Consider the following 18,677-nt stretch of genomic DNA (forward strand, 5'->3'; position numbering starts at 1 on the left):
GAGACATGACTATTGGGGATCAGCGTGGCGGCAATTCATTCAACCGCAGGGCATTGCTCGGCGCCGGTGGAGCCATTGGACTCAGCGTTTTCGCGCTGGGCAACGGGGGATCGGCTTATGCTGTCGATCGGGCCTTGAAGCTGAATGCGCAACGCGCGGTATCGGTTTCCGGAACCACGTTGGAGCAGGCCGCACAAGCGGCGAAAGCCAGGTACAGCCGGTTGGTTGCCGGCCCAGGATACGCTTTGGTGGTTCGGGAAGACCTGGTCGCGGCATCGTCGGGCCGGGATGAAAGGCGTTCCGCGCTCGCCGCGTTCGTGCAATTCACCGATCTCCACGTGGTGGACGCACAATCGCCGATGCGGGTCGAGTACCTGGATGGCCTTGCCTCGAGTGCCTTCCGGCCGCAGGAGGCCTTGAGCGTGCACGGGGCAGCGTCGTTGGTGCAGCGAGTGAACGCCCTCAAGGCGGCGCCGTTCACCGGCCGGAGCCTGGATTGCGTGGTGACCACGGGCGACAATACCGACAATCACGAAAACATCGAGTTGGATTGGTTCCTGACTGTGATGAGCGGTGGCGAATTCTCCGCGAACACCGGCGATCCGCAGATCTGGCAAGGCGTGCAGAGCGGTGCGGACAAGAACTACTACAATCCGGAACTCCCGGTGCAGGACCAGTACAAACAAGCAGGTTTTCCGCAGATTCCGGGTTATTTTTCGCGGATCATGGCAACCGCCGAAAGCGCCGGCCTGGACATTCCCTGGTACAGCGTTTTCGGCAACCACGACGACAGCATCCAGGGCACGCTGCCTTCGGACTGGAGTCTTCTGGCCGCCAATTACACTGGCGAGAACAAGTTCTCCGGTTTCGCCGATCCCGCAGTGGAAAAAGCATTCCGGGCCGCGATCGCACAGGGACAGTCCTTGCGCACCGGGGAGTTCACGGTGGCTCCGTTCGAAAAAGTCGTGGCGGACCAACGGCGAGCTCCGTTCACGCCGGTCGAATACATGAAAAAACACCTCGACCCGAAGGTTGCCGGTGCCGGCCCGGTGGGTCACGGGTTCAACCAGGAGTCGGTGGACACCGGCAAGGGCTATTACAGTTTCGAGATCTCACCGCAAGTGGTCGGGATCAGCCTCGACTCCACCAACCGGGCCGGGTACACGGAAGGTTCGCTCGGCCAGGCGCAGTTCCAGTGGCTCGAGGAGACGCTCAAATCCGGCAGCAGCAGCTATTACGACGGTTGGGGATTCAAGGTCAAACGGCCGACGGCGGACAAACTGTTCGTGGTTTTCAGCCACCACACGATCGATTCGATGAACAACTTGATCCCGGATCCGGCGCGGCTGCTCGAGTTGCGGCGTTCCGGCAAGGACGTGCGGGACTTGCTCAAGCGGTTCCCGAACGTCCTGGCCTGGGTCAACGGGCACACGCACAAAAACGAGGTGACCGCGCAGCCGGGACCGACGCCGGAACGCGGGTTTTGGCAGATCAACACGGCCTCGCACATCGACTTCCCGCAACAGGCCAGGATCATCGAAGTCGCGGACAACAAGGACGGCACGCTCTCCTTGTTCGGCACCCTGATCGAATCGGCGGCGCCCTACCAGGGCAGCTATAGCACGGGAGCCCTGGATGACCTGGCGGCCCTGTACCGGGAGCTCGCATACAACGACATCCAGGCCTCGGATGCTTCGCTGGGCCAACCGAAGGACCTCAATGTCGAGTTGTTGCTGGCGAACCCTTTGCGTTGATCCTTCCGCCTTTGCGCTGCCGGAGAATCCCGTATCCGGGAGTCCGGGGTTCGCCTATGGCTCAGGCAATGCTATGGTTACTCGAGTAGATTCAGCGGCCCGCAGAATCTGCAGGGCATGCCCAACTCGGGGGAGGGGTGGCATGCAATCAGGCGGCATTTGTTGCTAGATTGAGGTCAAGACCGCGTTCCAACGCGGTCTTGACCTCCCCGTCCAGCAAACCGCAAATCCGCCGGAAACGAGTCGCATGCCGGAGACACCGTCGCGGTCCAAGGCCACCAGAAATGACGTCGCTGCGCTGGCCGGCGTCAGTACCGCCGTGGTCAGTTACGTGGTGAACAATGGGCCCAAACGGGTTGCCGAAGAGACCGCGATCCGAGTCCGGCAAGCCATCGAAATGCTCGATTACCGGCCAAACGCGGTGGCCCGCTCGCTCAAAACCGGCTCGATCAAAACGCTGGGATTAGTCATTCCGGATGGCAAGAACCCGTACTTCATGGCGGTGTCCACCGCCGTCGAGGCAGCGGCCCGGCAGCGCGGCTATGTGGTCTTGTCCGCCAGCTCAAACCTCGACCCCGATGTCGAGTCGGCGCATTTGAACGTCTTCGAGGCCCGGGGCGTGGACGGCGTGCTGCTGTCCAGTTGCGTCCAGGGCGCGGCTCTGACCGGACAAGCAATCCCGGGGCTTCCGATGGTTTTCCTGGACCGATCCACCGCTGCCGGAATCAACACTGTGGGCGTGGAGTCGAGGGCCGGCGCCTTCGACGCGGTGCAGCATCTGATCGAACACGGCCGGCAGCGGATCGGCCTGATCATCGGCGAAGACGAATACGTCACCGGTGATCGGGACCGGATTTCCGGTTGGCGCGATGCGCTGGGTGCTGCTGGACTGCCGGAGGGGCCGGTGGAATTTGGCGATTTCAGTTTGTCCGGCGGATACTCGGCGGGAGTGCGGATGTTCGCCCGGAGCGACCGTCCGGATGGTTTGTTCGTCAGTTCCGACCAACAATCCATCGGGGTGCTGCGGGCGGCCTGGGAAGCGGGAATGCGAATTCCTGCTGATGTGGCCCTGGTTTCCTTCGATGGGATTGCCGAATCGGCTTTCACCTGCCCCGCGCTGACCACCGTGCAACAACCCATCGGGCAACTCGCGGAAGCGGCTGTGGATCTCGTGTTGCGCACGGCCCAGCAGTCTTCGGAGATCGCCCATCTCCGGTTCAGCGGCGATCTTGCGGTCCGGGAATCCTGCGGCTGTGTGAACTGAAGCCGGACGGGTCGGCTGGCCGGACCGGACCGGCTGCAGCAAGTGGCATGATGGAGCCATGACCTATTTTCCCGCCGAATCCCGCTATGACCAGGTGCCTTACCGCCGATTGGGCAGAAGCGGTTTGAAACTCCCCGCCGTTTCCTTGGGCCTCTGGCACAACTTCGGCGATGACAAACCATTCGAAACCCAGCGTGCCGTGTTGCGCCGGGCTTTTGACCTGGGTGTCACGCATTTCGACTTGGCAAACAATTACGGACCGCCGGCAGGCAGCGCGGAGACCAATTTCGGCAGGCATCTGCGCGAAGATTTCGCCGCCTACCGGGACGAGATCATCGTCTCCTCCAAAGCCGGGCATCTGATGTGGGGCGGTCCTTACGGCGAATGGGGTTCGCGCAAGTACCTCACGGCCAGCCTGGACCAATCGTTGCAGCGCATGGGCTTGGACTATGTCGACATCTTCTACAGCCACCGGTTCGATCCGGAGACTCCGCTGGAAGAAACCATGTCTGCGCTGGACGCAGCCGTCCGCGCTGGGAAAGCCTTGTACGTCGGGGTTTCGAACTACTCGGCTGCGCAGACCCTCGAAGCGGCTCGGATCCTCCGGGAACTCGGCACGCCGATGGTGATCAATCAGCCCAACTACAACATCTTCGACCGCTGGATCGAAACCCCGGACAGCAGCGGATCGTCGTTGCTCGCGGTACTCAAGGACGAGGGCATCGGCTCGATCGCCTATTCGCCGTTGGCCCAAGGCGTCTTGACCGATCGCTATCTGGAGGGCGTTCCGGCAGGTTCGCGTGCCGCCGTCGGGCATTTCCTCAAAGAAAGCGCCTTGACCGAGCAGAAGATGACGGCAGTACGCGCGTTGAACGAGATAGCTGCCGGACGCGGACAATCGCTTGCCGAAATGGCAGTCGCCTGGGTTTTGCGGGAACAAAACGACGGCGGGGTGACTTCTGCACTGGTGGGCGCGTCGAGTGTCGCCCAGCTCGAGGCGAACCTTGCCGGGGTGCGCAACCTGGAGTTCAGCAATGAAGAAATCGCTGCGATCGACGCGGCAAGTGAGGACAAGAAGTGAGCCAAGTCGCCGCCGAGCATCCGATCAGAGTCGCCATCGTTGGAGTCGGCAATTGCGCCTCATCGTTGGTCCAGGGTGTGCAGTACTACCGGGACGCCGATCCGGCGACCACGGTTCCAGGGCTGATGCACGTGCAGTTCGGCCAGTACCATGTCAACGATGTGCAGTTCGTCGCGGCCTTCGATGTGGACGCGAAAAAGGTCGGGCTGGATCTGGCCGAGGCGATCGGCGCGAGTGAAAACAATACGATCAAACTCGCGGACGTTCCGAACAGCGGCATTTTGGTGCAGCGCGGGCCGACGCTGGATGGCCTGGGCAAGTACTACCGGGAAACCATTGCGGAATCGGAGCAGAGCCCGGTCGACGTCACAGCAGCGTTGCGTGAGGCCGAAGTCGATGTGGTGGTCTGCTACCTCCCGGTCGGTTCGGAAGAGGCTGCGAAGCACTATGCCCAGGCCGCCATCGATGCTGGTTGCGCTTTCGTGAATGCGCTTCCGGTCTTCATTGCCGGGACCAAAGAATGGGCGGACAAGTTCACCGCCGCCGGTCTGCCGATCGTGGGCGACGACATCAAGAGCCAAATCGGCGCCACGATCACGCATCGGGTGATGGCGAAGCTGTTCGAAGACCGCGGCGTGGTTTTGGACCGGACGTATCAACTCAATGTCGGCGGCAACATGGACTTCAAGAACATGCTGGAACGGGACCGGCTCGAATCCAAGAAGATTTCCAAGACCCAGGCGGTAACCTCCAACACTTCGGCGGCGCTGACCGATCGCGATGTGCACATCGGTCCTTCCGATTATGTCGCTTGGCTCGATGACCGAAAGTGGGCCTTCGTCCGTCTGGAAGGACGGAACTTCGGTGATGCGCCGGTGTCCCTGGAGTACAAGCTCGAGGTATGGGATTCGCCCAACTCCGCCGGCGTGATCATCGACGCGGTCCGAGCCGCGAAGATCGGCTTGGACCGCGGGATCGGCGGCCCCTTGCTGGCACCGAGCGCATATTTCATGAAGTCGCCGCCGGAGCAGTTGGCCGATGATCTGGCGAAGCAGGGCGTGGAAGACTTCATCGCCGGGAACTGACCGGATCCAGAGACGACGGGAGCGGGGGTTCGGCTTGGATTTTCCAGCCGGACCCCCGCTCCCGTCGTCTCTGTTAGCTCATTGCGGTGTTGAGCGGTGTTTCCTGGTTAGGGGTTTTGCCGTTTGCGTCGGGTGGTGAGCATGAGCAGCAGGCCGAGTCCGAGGATCAATGCGCCGAGCAGGGCGATTGGCAGGGCGGTGAGGCCGGTGATTGCCAGGTCGTCTTTCGGGGCTGGTGGATCGACGGGGAGTGCTGCGAAGCGGGCCACGTCGTTGCCGTCGGCCTTGATTGGAGCACTGTCGAAGCTGACGGTGATCGTTTTGGCTCCGGCGACGGTGGAGGTGATGGTGGCGGTGTAGGTTCCGTTCCCGTTGTTCACCCACTTTCCGATCGTGGTGTTGTTCGGGTCACTCGTAGCTGTGAGCTTGCTGGCATCGGCGTTCAGGACCGGGTTGCCATCCTTATCCACCAGGGTCACCGTGACGGTGTGCGTAGCGACGCCGTCGGCGGTTTTTTCTCCTTCGGTGACGGTGAACTTGGTTCCCGCGTTCGTGACGTCGACTGCACCTGCGGTGAAGCGGGCCACGTCGTTGCCGTCAGCTGTGATCGAGCCGCTGTCGAACGCGACGGTGACCTTTTTGTCGCCGGCGACGGTGGAGGTCACCGTCGCGGTGTAGCTTCCGTCCCCGTTATTCACCCAGTCACCGAACGAAGCGTTCGCCGGATCACTGGTAGCCGTGAGCTTCGTGGTGTCGGCGTTCAGGACCGGGTTGCCGTCCTTATCCACCAGGGTCACGGTAACCGAGTGCGTGGCGACGCCGTCGGCAGTCTTCTCGCCTTCGGTGACGGTGAACTTGGTTCCGGCGTTGGTTACATCGACTGCACCTGCGGTGAAGCGGGCTACGTCGTTGCCGTCGGCGGTGATTGCCCCGCCGTCGAACGAGACGGTGATCTTCTTGTCGCCCGCGATGGTGGAGGTCACGGTGGCGGTGTAGCTTCCGTCGCCGTTATTGGTCCAGCTGCCGAAGTTGGCATTGGCCGGATCGCTGACCGCAGCCAATTTCGTGGTATCTGCGTTCAGGACCGGGTTGCCGTCCTTATCCACCAGGGTCACCGTGACGGTGTGGGTGGCGACGCCGTCGGCAGTTTTCTCGCCTTCGGTGACCGTGTACTTCGTGCCGGCATTGGTCACATCGACCGGACCGGCCACAAAGCGGGCCACATCGTTGCCGTCAGCTTTGATGGCACCGCCGTCGAAGCTGGTGCTGATCTTTTTATCACCGGCGACGGTGGTGGTCACGGTGGCGGTGTAAGTTCCGTCCCCGTTGTTCACCCACTCGCCGATGGTGGTGTTCGCCGGATCACTGACCGCAGCCAGTTTCGTGGTGTCGGCGTTCAGGACCGGGTTGCCGTCCTTATCCACCAGCGTGACGGTAACCGTGTGCGTTGCGGTGCCGTCGGCAGCTTTTTCGCCTTCGGTGACCGTGAACTTGGTCCCGGCATTGGTCACATCGACCGGACCGGCCACAAAGCGGGCCACGTCGTTGCCGTCGGCTTTGATGGTACCGCCGTCGAAGGCGGTGGTGATCTTCTTGTCCCCGGCGACGGTGGAGGTGATGGTGGCGGTGTAAGTGCCGTCACCATTCTTCGCCCAGTCACCGATCGTGGTATTCGCCGGATCACTGGTGGCCACGAGCTTCGCCGTATCGGCGTTCAGGACCGGGTTGCCGTCCTTGTCGACCAGGGTCGCGGTGACGGTGTGGGTGGCGGTGCCGTCGGCAGTCTTTTCGCCTTCAGTGACGGTGAACTTCGTGCCGGCATTGGTGACGTCGACCGGGCCGGCGACGAAGACCGCGATGGTGTTCCCGTCGGCGTTGATCGAGTTCTCGTCGTAGGAAGCGTTGATGGTCTTGTCACCGGCCACAGTCGAGGCGATCGTGGCCGTGTAGGTGCCGTCGCCGTTGTTCACCCAAGCCCCGTAAGTGCTGTTGGCCGGGTCAAAAGCCGCGAGTTTGGTCGTGTCGGCGTTCAGGACCGGGTTGCCGTCCTTATCCACCAGGGTCACCGTGACGGTGTGGGTGGCGGTGCCGTCGGCAGTTTTCTCGCCTTCGGTGACCGTGTACTTCGTTCCGGCGTTGGTCACGTCGACCGGGCCGGCGGTGAAGCGGGCTACGTCGTTGCCGTCGGCTTTGATCGCGCCACCGTCGAATGAGGTGGTGATCTTCTTGTCGCCGGCGACGGTGGTGGTCACGGTGGCGGTGTAGGTGCCGTCGCCGTTATTGGTCCAGCTGCCGAAGTTGGCATTGGTCGGGTCGCTCACCGCAGCCAGTTTCGTGGTATCGGCATTCGGAACCGGGTTTCCGTCCTTATCCACCAGGGTCACCGTGACGGTGTGGGTGGCGACGCCGTCGGCGGTTTTTTCTCCTTCGGTGACGGTGAACTTCGTTCCGGCGTTGGTCACGTCGACCGGGCCGGCGGTGAAGCGGGCTACGTCGTTGCCGTCGGCTTTGATCGTTCCGCCGTCGAAGGCGGTGGTGATCTTCTTGTCCCCGGCGACGGTGGAGGTGATCGTGGCGGTGTAGGTTCCGTCCCCGTTGTTGGTCCAGGCACCGATCGTGGTGTTCGCCGGATCGCTGACCGCAGCCAGTTTTGTCGTATCGGCGTTCAGGACCGGGTTGCCGTCCTTATCAGCCAGCGTGACGGTAACCGTGTGCGTTGCGGTGCCGTCGGCAGCTTTTTCGCCTTCGGTGACCGTGTACTTCGTTCCGGCATTGGTCACATCGACCGGTCCGGCGGTGAAGCGGGCCACATCGTTGCCGTCGGCTTTGATCGCTCCGCCGTCGAAGCTGGTGCTGATCTTTTTATCACCGGCGACGGTGGTGGTCACGGTGGCGGTGTAGGTGCCGTCGCCGTTATTGGTCCAGCTGCCGAAGTTGGCATTGGCCGGGTCGCTCACCGCGGCCAGTTTCGCGGTATCGGCGTTCAGGACCGGGTTGCCATCCTTATCCGCGAGTGAAACGGTCACGGTGTGCGTTGCGACGCCATCGGCAACCCGGTTGCCTTCGGTGACGGTGAACTTCGTTCCGGCGTTGGTCACGTCGACGCCGCCGGCGACGAATCGTGCGGTGTCGTTGCCGTCGGCTTTGATCGTTCCGCCGTCGAAGACCGTGCTGATCTTCTTACTGCCGGCGACAGTCGAAGTCACGGTCGTGGTGTAGGTGCCGTCGCCGTTGTTGGTCCAGGCACCGAAACGGGTGTCCGTCGGGTCACTGCTGGCCGCGAGTTTCGTGGTGTCCGCGTTCAGGACCGGGTTGCCGTCCTTGTCCGCCAGGGTGACGGTAATCGTGTGGGTTGCGGTCCCGTCAGCGGTTTTGTCGCCTTCGGTGACCGTGAACTTCGTGCCCGCATTGGTGACATCGACGCCGCCGGCGACGAACCGTGCGGTGTCGTTCCCGTCGGCTTTGATGGCTCCGCCATCGAACGAGGTGGTGATCTTCTTGTTGCCGGCGACGGTGGTGGTCACGGTGGCGGTGTAGGTTCCATCTCCGTTGTTGGTCCAGGCACCGATCGTGGTGTTCGTCGGATCGCTGACCGCAGCCAGTTTTGTCGTATCGGCATTCGGAACCGGGTTGCCGTCTTTGTCGGCCAGCGTCACAGTGACGGTGTGGGTGGCGGTGCCGTCGGCAATACGGTTGCCTTCGGTGACCGTGAATTTGGTCCCGGCGTTGGTCACATCGACCGGGCCGGCAATGAACCGTGCGGTGTCGTTGCCGTCGGCTTTGATCGCACCACTGTCGAAGCTGGTGCTGATCTTCTTGGCCCCGGCCACGGTCGAGGTGATCGTGGCGGTGTAGGTTCCGTCCCCGTTATTGGTCCAGGCACCGATCGTGGTGTTCGAAGGATCGCTGACCGCAGCCAGTTTTGTCGTATCGGCGTTCAGGACCGGGTTGCCGTCTTTGTCGGCCAGCGTGACGGTAACCGAGTGCGTGGCACTGCCGTCGGCGACGCGGTTTCCTTCGGTGACCGTGAACTTCGTTCCGGCGTTGGTGACATCGACCGGACCGGCCACGAATCGGGCCATGTCGTTGCCGTCGGCTTTGATCGCACCACTGTCGAAGCTGGTGCTGATCTTCTTGGCCCCGGCCACGGTCGAAGTGATCGTGGCGGTGTAGGTACCGTCGCCGTTGTTGGTCCAGGTACCGATGGTGGCGTTGGCCGGGTCGCTGGCCGCGGTGAGCTTGCTGGTGTCCGCATCCGGTACCGGGTTTCCGTCCTTGTCCACCAAGGTCACCGTGACCGTGTGGGTGGCGGTGCCGTCGGCAACGCGGTTGCCTTCGGTGACGGTGAACTTCGTTCCGGCATTATTGACGTCGACGCCGCCGGCGGTGAAGCGGGCTACATCGTTGCCGTCGGCTTTGATGGCACCGCCATCGAAGCTGGTGGTGATTTTCTTATTGCCCGCGACAGTCGTAGTGATCTTGGCGGTGTAGGTTCCGTCGCCGTTGTTGGTCCAGGCGCCGATGGTGGCGTTGGCCGGATCACTGACTGCAGCCAGTTTTGCGGTGTCCGCGTTCAGGACCGGGTTGCCGTCCTTATCGACCAGAGTCACGGTCACGTTATGGGTTCCATCGCCGTCCGCGACACGGGCGCCTTCGGTGACGGTGAATTTGGTTCCGGCGTTGGTGACGTCGACGCCGCCGGCGACGAATCGTGCGGTGTCGTTCCCGGAGGCTTTGATTGTGCCGCCGTCGAACGTAGTGCTGATTTTCTTGTTGCCTGCCACGGTCGAAGTGATGGTGGCGGTGTAGGTGCCGTCGCCGTTGTTGGTCCAGGTACCGATGGTGGCGTTGGCCGGGTCGCTGGCCGCGGTGAGCTTCGCGGTGTCCGCGTTCGGTACCGGGTTGCCGTCCTTGTCGACCAAGGTCACGGTAACCGTGTGCGTGGCGACGCCGTCGGCGGTTTTATCGCCTTCGGTGACCGTGAACTTGGTCCCGGCATTGGTTACATCGACCGGACCTGAGACGAAGCGGGCAGTGCCGTTTCCGTTGACCGCGATCGATGCGCCGTCGAAGCTGGTGGCAATGGTCTTATTGCCGGCAACCGTGGACGTCATCGTGGCGGTGTAGGTGCCGTTGTTATTGTTCGTCCAGGCGCTGATCGTTGCGTTGGCCGGAGTGCTGGTGGCAGCGAGCTTGCTGGTGTCCGCATCCGGGATCGGGTTGTTCTGCGCGTCGCGCAGAGTGACGGTCACGGTGTGCGAGGCAGTGCCGTTTGCGGCTCGGTCCCCGGTGGAGACCACGAACTCGCTTTTCCGTGCGTCCGGGGCCGGCGACCCGATGGTGGTCTGCGCGGTTCTGGTGACATTGGCGTCATCGGTCTGGGCTACCCGCACCACGGTGCCGGTGGCTACCCGGGTGCTCGGCGTCAAGGTCCAGTTGCCGTTGGCGTCGACCGTCGGGGTGCCCAGCACATTGCCGGCGGCATCGGTCACGGTCACGGTGAACCCGGCCTGGCCCTTGCCGGTGAGCTGGTAGCCGTCGGAGGGGTTGATGGCCGGATCGACCATCACGCGGACCTTGCCGCTGGCATTGCCCACCGTAGTTCCACCGGAGACTACTTCGAAGGTCATGGTCCCTGCGGTGTCCGGCAAGTTCCCCGGAGCAGTGGTCGAAGCAACTTGGAGCTGCGGCAGGAAACGACGTTCCCAGCCTGAGTCCCAAGTGACCCGGGTGCCTCCGGTGGATGTGCCTAGGCCGCAGGAAAGGGTTCTTGAGTTATTGCTCAAAACGCAGTTGGTGGCAGTGAGTACCGTGTCGCGGAGCGGTCCATTCTCAGTACTGGCCAGTTGCGAGACGACGGTAGTCTGGGCCGGGAACACCGTACCCTCGGGGGCATTGAAGACAATCGAAGAGGTTTTGGTCAGATCGATGACTTCGCCTTGTCCGTCATTGACCAAGGAGAACTTCAAGGCGCCCTGCGAACCGGGGTACAAGGTCGATACCGCTGCGGGGTTGTTCCGCAAAGTCATCGAGGCAGCCACTGCCGGCGCGGCTTGGGCGATCATGGCGAGCGGCAGCACTGCCGCCGTCGCGGCGAACCAGGTCCGCCAGCGGGGCCGTCTTCTGCCCGCATTCTTCGTATCAGTGTTTTGCCGCGCAGCCGAACCCCGCGAATGAAGATTTACCAAGAGAAGTCTCCGTCAGTAGTAACAACACATACAGGGACTCCGAATAGATCCCCCCAACCTATAGACCTGCAATTCTCATTGCACGCGCTTAGGTACGATATCAGCCAACTCAAGCAGTTCCAATGTGGCTTTGTGGTAACCCCTATGCGGTGATATTCGATGCGTATTCATGATTTGCGCAATTTGTTCCATTGGAATCAATGGCCTGTTCAGGGTGGTCCGCCATGCCCAGGCGCGGCCCGGAATATACCGTCGCTGTGGCGTCAGTTTTCCCTTCGTTCAAAGGTTTTGAAGGCTATTGCCGGCATGCCGGAATGCCTTCCCGCTGACCCACACGGAGACGAAGGCAGTGCCAAAAGAGCCTAATCCGAGTGAGTTTTCGAGATGGATGAAGAATACGAAGCTGCATCTTCGATCACGTGCCGAAAATGAGGACGTCTACGTTATCAAAAGCCCTTCGACCATTCCGGATCTTTGTGGTTTCCCGCAGCCGAGCCATAAGCCCAACGAAAAAATCTGCATTCTCCGGTGGCTCGGAGTGCCGGAGAGCAGCCTCGTCGGGAGCACCTGGCGGCCGAGGCCTGATCAACTCAAGCCGACTGCATTTCCGGTCGCATCGACGTCCATCCGAAGTGCGGCAGGTGTTTTCGGCAATCCCGGCATGGTCATCACCGCGCCGGTCAAAGCCACGATGAATCCGGCCCCGGTTTTCGGCACGAGGTCCCGTACGTGCAGCGTGAAGCCTTCGGGCGCGCCCAGGAGCGAAGCGTCATCCGAAAACGAATATTGGGTTTTGGCCATGCACACCGGGAAAGCGTCCCAGCCGTTAGAGCTGATTTCGGCAAGCCGCTTCAATGCCGGGCTGGAGAACTCCACCCGGTCCGCCCCGTAGATCCGCTGTGCGATTAGTTCGATTTTCTCCTTGACCGGCAAGTCCAAAGCATAGAGATGGTCGAATCGGTGCGGTTGCTGCAGAGCCCGCAGCACCTCGGCCGCCAGTTCATCGCCACCGTCTCCACCACCACCGCGGCCCCAAACATCGGCCACCGCGGCGGCAACCTGGTGATCGGCGCACCATTGCAGCAGCCAGTCGAGTTCTTCCACGCTGTCCGAGCTGAACTTGTTAATCGATACCACGGGATCGAGGCCGAACTGCCGGATGTTGCGGATGTGCCGCTGCAGATTGCCCACACCGGCTTGCAGGGCGGCCAGATCCGGTTCCGCCAAATCGGTTTTGGCGACTCCTCCGTGCATTTTCAAGGCGCGTACCGTGGCCACGATCACCACCGCGTCAGGTGCCACATCCGCCGTCCGGGCCTTGATGTCCATGTACTTTTCGGCACCCAGATCCGCGCCGAAGCCGGCTTCGGTGATCACCACATCGGCCAGTTCCCGGGCCAGTGACGTGGCGATCACCGAGTTGCAGCCGTGCGCGATGTTCGCGAACGGCCCGCCGTGCACCAGCGCCGGCGTGCCCGCGATGGTCTGCACCAGGTTCGGTTTGACGGCCTCTTTGAGCAGCAGGGTCAATGCGCCCTCGACGCCCAACTCGGCGACCGTGACCGGCTTCCGGTCGTAGTCGAAGCCGAAGGTGATTCGGCCGATCCGTTGTTTCAAGTCCTGCAGGTCTTTGGCCAGGCAGAAAACGGCCATGATCTCGGAGGCGACCGTGATGTCGAATCCGTCTTGCCGGGGAACCCCTTGGGTCGGTCCGCCGAGGCCGATCACCACTTCGCGCAGCGCCCGGTCATTCATATCCAGCACGCGTTTGAAGCTGATCCGGCGCGGATCGATATTCAGCGCATTGCCTTGGTAGATGTGATTGTCGATCAACGCGCACAAGGCGTTGTTCGCCGAGGTGATCGCATGGAAATCACCGGTGAAGTGCAGGTTGATCTCATCCATCGGCAGCACCTGGGAGTAACCGCCGCCGGTGGCCCCGCCTTTCATGCCCAGGGTCGGTCCGAGTGAAGGCTCGCGCAGGGCGATCATGGCTTTGCGGCCGGAGCCGTCCTGCTCGAAGGCCCGGCTCAGCGAATCCGCGAGTCCCACGGTAGTGGTGCTTTTTCCTTCACCGGCCGGGGTGGGGGAGACCGCCGTGACCAGCACGACCTTGCCGCGCCGCCCGGACGCCGGAATTTCGCCGACGTCGATCTTGGCTTTGTACCGGCCGTAGAGCTCAATCGCATCCGCCGGAATTCCGGCGCGTTCGGCGATCTCCGCAATGGGTCGAAGCTGGGCTTGCTGGGCGATGTGCAGATCGGTCATGGGCTCGACGGTTGACGTCATTGTCTTCAGATCCTTCACTGATTCACGAGGTCTTCGCGGAACTGCTTTTGGCTGCCGGTTGGCCGGACCAGGGTGTGATCCGGTTGCCAATTTACCGCAAAGCAGCGCCGGAGGAACGAATTCGCCGAAGGCTTTGCCGGCTCAGCGGCTTGCGGCAAGCACAGCGTCGTAGACGGCTCGGGTGCGCCGGGCCGTCTGCACCCAGGAATGGCTTGCCGCATGCGCTATTCCGGCTTCGCCCATCCGGGCCCTGGCCGCAGGCCCGAGGTCGTGCAATTGCTCGATCGCGCGGGCCCAACTGGATTCGTCGAGGTCATCGACCAGGAGTCCGGTCACGCCGTCGCGCACGGCTTGGTTGAGTCCGCCCACCCGGGTGGCCAGCACCGGAGTCCCGCAGGCTTGCGCCTCGAGCGCGACCAGGCCGAAGGATTCCGACGACGACGGCATGGCCACCGCGTCCGCGGAACGGAACCACGAAGCCAACTCGGCGGCGGGCATCGGCGGCAGGAAATCGACCTCCGCTTCCAGCCCGAGTTCCCGTCGCAAGGTCGCCAAGTCGTAGTCCTGGGCACCGCTCCGCGAGCCGATCACCACGAGCCGGACGGCCAGTTCCGGCCGGCGGTCCCGGAGTTGGGCGAGCGCGCCGAGCAGGATATGCGGCCCTTTTAGCCGTTGCAACCGGCCGGCGAAGACCAGCAACATCTGGTCCGCTCCGGCCGCAGCGAGTTTGGGACCAGCCCGGAAGACTTCGAGGTCCACGCCGGGCGGCACCACCGAAATCCGGTCCGAGCAGCCGCCGTAGAGTTGGTTCAGCTCAACCGCCTCGGCTTGCGTATTGGCAATCAGCCGGTCCGCGGCGGCGACGATCTGGTCTTCTCCGGCGGCACGTTGCGAGGGTTCGGCCAACTGGCCCCCGGTGCGGTGCCGGTCTTTGACTTTGGCCATGGTGTGCATGGTGTGCACCAGCGGCAATTGCCAGATCCGGGCGAGTTCCAAGCCCGCCATCCCGGAAATCCAGTAATGCGAGTGCAGGATTTCGGCACCGCCGGAGCCGACGTCGGAAATCCGGCGGATCAGCTCGGGAAGCAACTGCGGCAGGGCTTCTTTGGACCGCGGCGCGGGAACGGCCAGATGTTGCACCAGGACCCCGGGAGCCAACTCCAGATCGCCCTGGTCGCCGGTGCTGATGATGCGGACCTGGGCGCCTTGGCGGCCCAAGTTCTCCGCGAGTTGGCGGACGTACACGTTCATCCCACCGGCATCGCCGGAACCGGGCTGGGCCAGCGGCGAGGTGTGCAAGGAGAGCATCAGAACACGCATGGGGCCTCCTCGTGCTCCGGACTCTCGATTGCTACCGGATCAAGAAGTATCACGAAGCGGGTGCCCCCCGCCTCTTCGGCACCGGCCATGGATGCGAAGTGCCGTTGCGCCCGGGAGTTTCCGGACCGGATCGGCGCAATGGGTTCAGCGCAGGGCCGGCTGCAGCTCTTGGGTGAACAAGGTCGTGCCGTTGATGTCCCGGAGGTTGACGGTCAGCACGTCGTTCGCGTCGAACTTCACTTCGCCGAAGAAATGCGCGTCGCCCTGGCGTGGGGATTGGTTCGGGTACTCGGCGGTCTTGACGAAAACCGCCTTCGGGCCGAAGGTCCCGTCCAAAACGTTCGGGCCGAAGGTGCCGGCCGAGATCGGTCCGCTGACGAATTCCCAGAACGGATCGAAGTCGGTGAAAGCCGCGCGTTCCGGGGCGTAGTGGTGCGCTGCGGTGTAATGCACGTCAGCGGTGAGCCACACCACGTTCCTGACTTTGTTGCGTTTGAACGCCTGCAGCACCCGGGCCAGTTCCAGTTCCTTGCCGAGCGGCTTTCCGTGGTCCCCATTGCTGAGCGATTCCTGGTTCTTGCCGTCCGGAACCACCAAACCCAGCGGGAGATCGTTGCAAATCACCTTCCAGGTTGCTCTGGAGGAGGAGACCTCCCGGATCAGCCAGTCGGTCTGCTCGGGACCGAAAATCTGCGTTTCATAAGGTTCCTTGCCGTCGGTGTTGGGCGATTTGAAGGTTCGCATGTCCAACGCGAAGACATCGAGAGCCGGGCCTCGGCTGAGCTTGCGGTAAATCCGTTGCGGACTGAAACCGCCGGGACGCCAGGCCAGGGAAGCGTCGCCGATCGGGACATTTTCCTGCCAAGCCTGCCTGGCCCTGGCCGCAAGCACGTCCACCCGCCGCTCGGTGTAACGATCGTCGTCGAGGATCTGGCCCGGGTACCAATTGTTGTGGGTTTCGTGGTCGTCCCATTGCGCCAAAACCGGTACCTTCGCATAAAGCGCCCGCAGGTTGTGGTCCAGCTGGTTGTAGCGGTGCCGGCCGCGGAACTCGGCGAGGGTCTCGGCGACCTTGCTGACTTCTTCGGTGACCAGGTTGCGCCACAGCCGGCCATCCGGCTCGGCCACCTCGGCTTGGATCGGATTGTCGGCGTAAATCGAGTCGCCGGAATGGATGAAGAAATCCGGCTCTGCGTCCAGCATCGCCTGATATCCGCGCATACCGCCGAGTTCCGGATTGATGCCCCACCCCTGACCGGTCGAGTCGCCGCTCCAGACGAAACTCTGCGGTCGCCGACGGCCCGGGAACGCGAAACGCTCGGGAGTGCCGAAGCTGCCGGTCTCCAGTTCCGAAAGTTGTCCGGCTTCGTCTTCGAATTGCAGCTCGACGCGGTATTCGGTGCCTGGTTTGAGCGCGGACAGCCACAGCTTCGCGGTGAAATCCGAGTCCGCGGTGGCGGCCTGCATCGTGTTCCAGCGGCCCCGGACCACTCGCTTGTGCGCGAAACGACCGGTCATCGGAACGCCGTCGCGGTCCAGTTCGGTCAGCGTGGCCAACATTTTCCCGGCGCCCGAAGCCCTCGCCCAGAGGATCGCCGAGGTGCTGTCCACCTCACCGATGGCCAGGCCGCTGGGCAGGGTCAGCCGTTGCCGGAGCAGGGGAGCGGGTGGGTACGCCGCCGACGCGGCGCTCGCCGGGATCAGGGCTCCGGCGACGCCGAACACACCTTGGAGAGCATGCCGGCGCGTCAATCCCGAACGGTATTCCATGCGGCTGAGTCTTGCCGGGAGGATTGAATCGGCGGTGAATCAGGAGTGAACTGGGGCTGGCCGCGGGCTGGGAACTGTACGTCGTTTCCTGCCTGGCGCGGGAAGAATCCGGTCCCCGAGGTTGCTGCAGATGAAGCAGCTGCCGCGGAAACGGGCTTTCGTCCGAGTTTGCGGTTAACTTTGATTAGTTCGTACAGGAAACCGAAAGCGGGTGATCATGGCACGACGGGAAGCGGGCATCGGGTATGCGCTCTTGGCGCCCAGCCTCTTCGGCATCGCCGCGTTCCTGCTGTTCCCGATCCTGGTGGTCATCTGGCTCTCGATGCAGCACTGGGACTTGCTCAGCCCGGCCAGTTTCGTCGGCGGGCAGAATTTCATCGACGTTTTCGGTGATCCGGGATTCGGCCGGTCGCTGCTGGTGACCGGGCTTTTCGTGCTTTTGGTGATTCCGCTGCAAACCGCTTTGGGACTCTTCGCGGCCACTCTGCTCAGCCGGGGTTTGCCGGGTTCCGGATTCTTCCGGGTGATCTATGTGATCCCGTGGATTTGCGCCCCCTTGGCCTTGGGCGTGGTGTGGAACTGGATCTTCGCGCCGACCGGCGGCGCGCTCAATGCGCTGCTGGGCCGCAATGTGCCGTGGTTGAGTGATCCGGTTCTGGCCCTGCCGTCGGTGGCCGCGGTCAGCATTTGGTCCCAGGTGGGCTATGTGACGTTGTTCTTCATGGCCGGCTTGGCGGCGGTGCCGCAGGAGACGCTCGACGCCGCACGGGTGGACGGTGCCAATGCGGTGCAGACGTTCTGGCGGATCAAGCTTCCCTTGCTGCGGCCGACGATGTTCTTCGTCCTGGTCACCGGGGTCATCTCCAGTTTCCAGGCGTTCGACAGCATCTATGCGCTCACGCCCAATGGCGGCCCGCAAGGCAGCACCGATGTGATTGCGACCAGGATCTACGCCAAAGCCTTCAAGGATTTCGATGTGGGCCATGCCTCGGTGATGGCGCTGGTGCTGTTCGTGATCCTGATCGTGGTGACGGTCTTGCAGCAGCTCTACTTCCGCAGGAGGATCACCTATGACCTCGCCTAGCCCGGCCGTGATCCTGAGAAATGCGGGCGTCTACCTCCTGCTGCTGTTCGGTCTGCTGGTCACCGTGGCGCCGTTCGTGCTTTCCGTGATGACTGCGTTCAAGACGCCGGAACAGTTCGCCAGCGAATCGGCATTGCGCCCGCCCAGTCCGGCTACCGGGGAGAACTTCGCCTCGCTTTTCGGCGGGGAGCGCAATTTCGTCGCACCGATCGTGGTCACCGCCCAAGTCGTGGGCCTGGTCACGGTCGGCCAACTGCTGTTTTCGGTCCTGGCGGCCTATGCCTTCGCCAGAATCGAATTCCGGTTCCGGGACGGATTGTTCTGGCTCTACCTGGCGACGCTCATGGTGCCGCAAGTGGTGACGATCATCCCGCTGTACACGTTGTTCTCGCAACTGGGCATCCGGAATACCTTCTGGGCCCTGGTGTTGCCCTTCCTGTTCGGTTCGCCGTATGCGATTTTCCTGTTGCGCGAGTATTTCCGTTCGATTCCCGAAGACCTGATCAGCGCCGCCCGGTTGGACGGCGCCGGGACGTTGCGAATCCTCAGGTCCATCGTGGTGCCGTTGAGCCGGCCGATCCTGACCACCCTGACCATCATCACCGTGGTGACCCATTGGAACAATTTCCTCTGGCCGCTGATCATCACCAGTGGCCGGACCTGGCAGACCGTCACCGTCGCCACCGCCGGTCTGCAGAGCCAGTACAACGGCAATTGGACGTTGGTGATGGCCGCGACGACCGTGGCGATCGCCCCGCTGCTGCTGCTTTTCGCGGTCTTCCAGAAGAACATCGTGTCGTCGATCGCGATCACCGGATTCAAATAGGCCGCAACCCAAGGAG

10 protein-coding genes are annotated in these 18,677 nt (G+C 62.7%); 6 read left to right on the top strand and 4 right to left on the bottom strand.

Annotated features, from left to right (window positions below):
- The first annotated feature begins 5 nt into the window (after positions 1-5).
- From JOE69_RS13895 to JOE69_RS13910, 4 genes are all read left to right on the top strand, one after another.
- On the top strand, positions 6-1,754 hold the full coding sequence (locus JOE69_RS13895) for a TIGR03767 family metallophosphoesterase (protein ID WP_309799659.1): 1,749 nt from the start codon (positions 6-8) through the stop codon (positions 1,752-1,754).
- A gap of 247 nt (positions 1,755-2,001) precedes the next feature.
- The gene (locus JOE69_RS13900; RefSeq protein WP_309799661.1) at positions 2,002-3,018 is read left to right on the top strand and encodes a LacI family DNA-binding transcriptional regulator; all 1,017 of its coding nucleotides are present in this window, start codon (positions 2,002-2,004) and stop codon (positions 3,016-3,018) included.
- A 58-nt stretch (positions 3,019-3,076) separates the two neighbouring features.
- Positions 3,077-4,099, top strand: a complete 1,023-nt coding sequence (locus tag JOE69_RS13905; RefSeq protein WP_309799663.1) for an aldo/keto reductase — start codon at positions 3,077-3,079, stop codon at positions 4,097-4,099.
- The gene (locus tag JOE69_RS13910; RefSeq protein WP_309799665.1) at positions 4,096-5,184 is read left to right on the top strand and encodes an inositol-3-phosphate synthase; all 1,089 of its coding nucleotides are present in this window, start codon (positions 4,096-4,098) and stop codon (positions 5,182-5,184) included. Before JOE69_RS13905 ends, JOE69_RS13910 begins: the two co-directional genes overlap by 4 nt.
- A gap of 107 nt (positions 5,185-5,291) precedes the next feature.
- Here JOE69_RS13910 and JOE69_RS13915 read toward each other — a convergent pair whose 3' ends face one another.
- From JOE69_RS13915 to JOE69_RS13930, 4 genes are all read right to left on the bottom strand, one after another.
- Positions 5,292-11,264: an invasin domain 3-containing protein gene (locus JOE69_RS13915; protein WP_309799667.1), complete on the bottom strand. Its 5,973-nt coding sequence runs from the start codon at positions 11,262-11,264 to the stop codon at positions 5,292-5,294.
- A gap of 693 nt (positions 11,265-11,957) precedes the next feature.
- Positions 11,958-13,661 carry a formate--tetrahydrofolate ligase gene (locus JOE69_RS13920; protein ID WP_309799669.1) on the bottom strand — a complete coding sequence of 568 codons (1,704 nt, stop codon included), beginning with the start codon at positions 13,659-13,661 and terminating at the stop codon, positions 11,958-11,960.
- Positions 13,662-13,802: 141 nt separating this feature from the next.
- Complete coding sequence (locus JOE69_RS13925) at positions 13,803-14,981, bottom strand: glycosyltransferase (protein ID WP_309799670.1); 1,179 nt, start codon at positions 14,979-14,981, stop codon at positions 13,803-13,805.
- A 144-nt stretch (positions 14,982-15,125) separates the two neighbouring features.
- Complete coding sequence (locus JOE69_RS13930) at positions 15,126-16,751, bottom strand: alkaline phosphatase D family protein (RefSeq protein ID WP_309799672.1); 1,626 nt, start codon at positions 16,749-16,751, stop codon at positions 15,126-15,128.
- A 217-nt stretch (positions 16,752-16,968) separates the two neighbouring features.
- Here JOE69_RS13930 and JOE69_RS13935 point away from each other — a divergent pair, with 217 nt between their 5' ends.
- Entirely contained in the window at positions 16,969-17,835 is an 867-nt protein-coding gene (locus tag JOE69_RS13935; protein WP_309799674.1) for a carbohydrate ABC transporter permease, read from the top strand.
- Positions 17,822-18,661 (top strand): carbohydrate ABC transporter permease, encoded by an 840-nt coding sequence (locus tag JOE69_RS13940; protein ID WP_309799676.1) that lies wholly within the window; start codon positions 17,822-17,824, stop codon positions 18,659-18,661. The genes JOE69_RS13935 and JOE69_RS13940 overlap by 14 nt, the downstream gene beginning before the upstream one ends.
- Positions 18,662-18,677 lie beyond the last annotated feature (16 nt).

The sequence above is a fragment of the Arthrobacter russicus genome (assembly GCF_031454135.1).
In the GTDB taxonomy this organism is placed as follows: Bacteria; Actinomycetota; Actinomycetes; order Actinomycetales; family Micrococcaceae; genus Renibacterium; species Renibacterium russicum.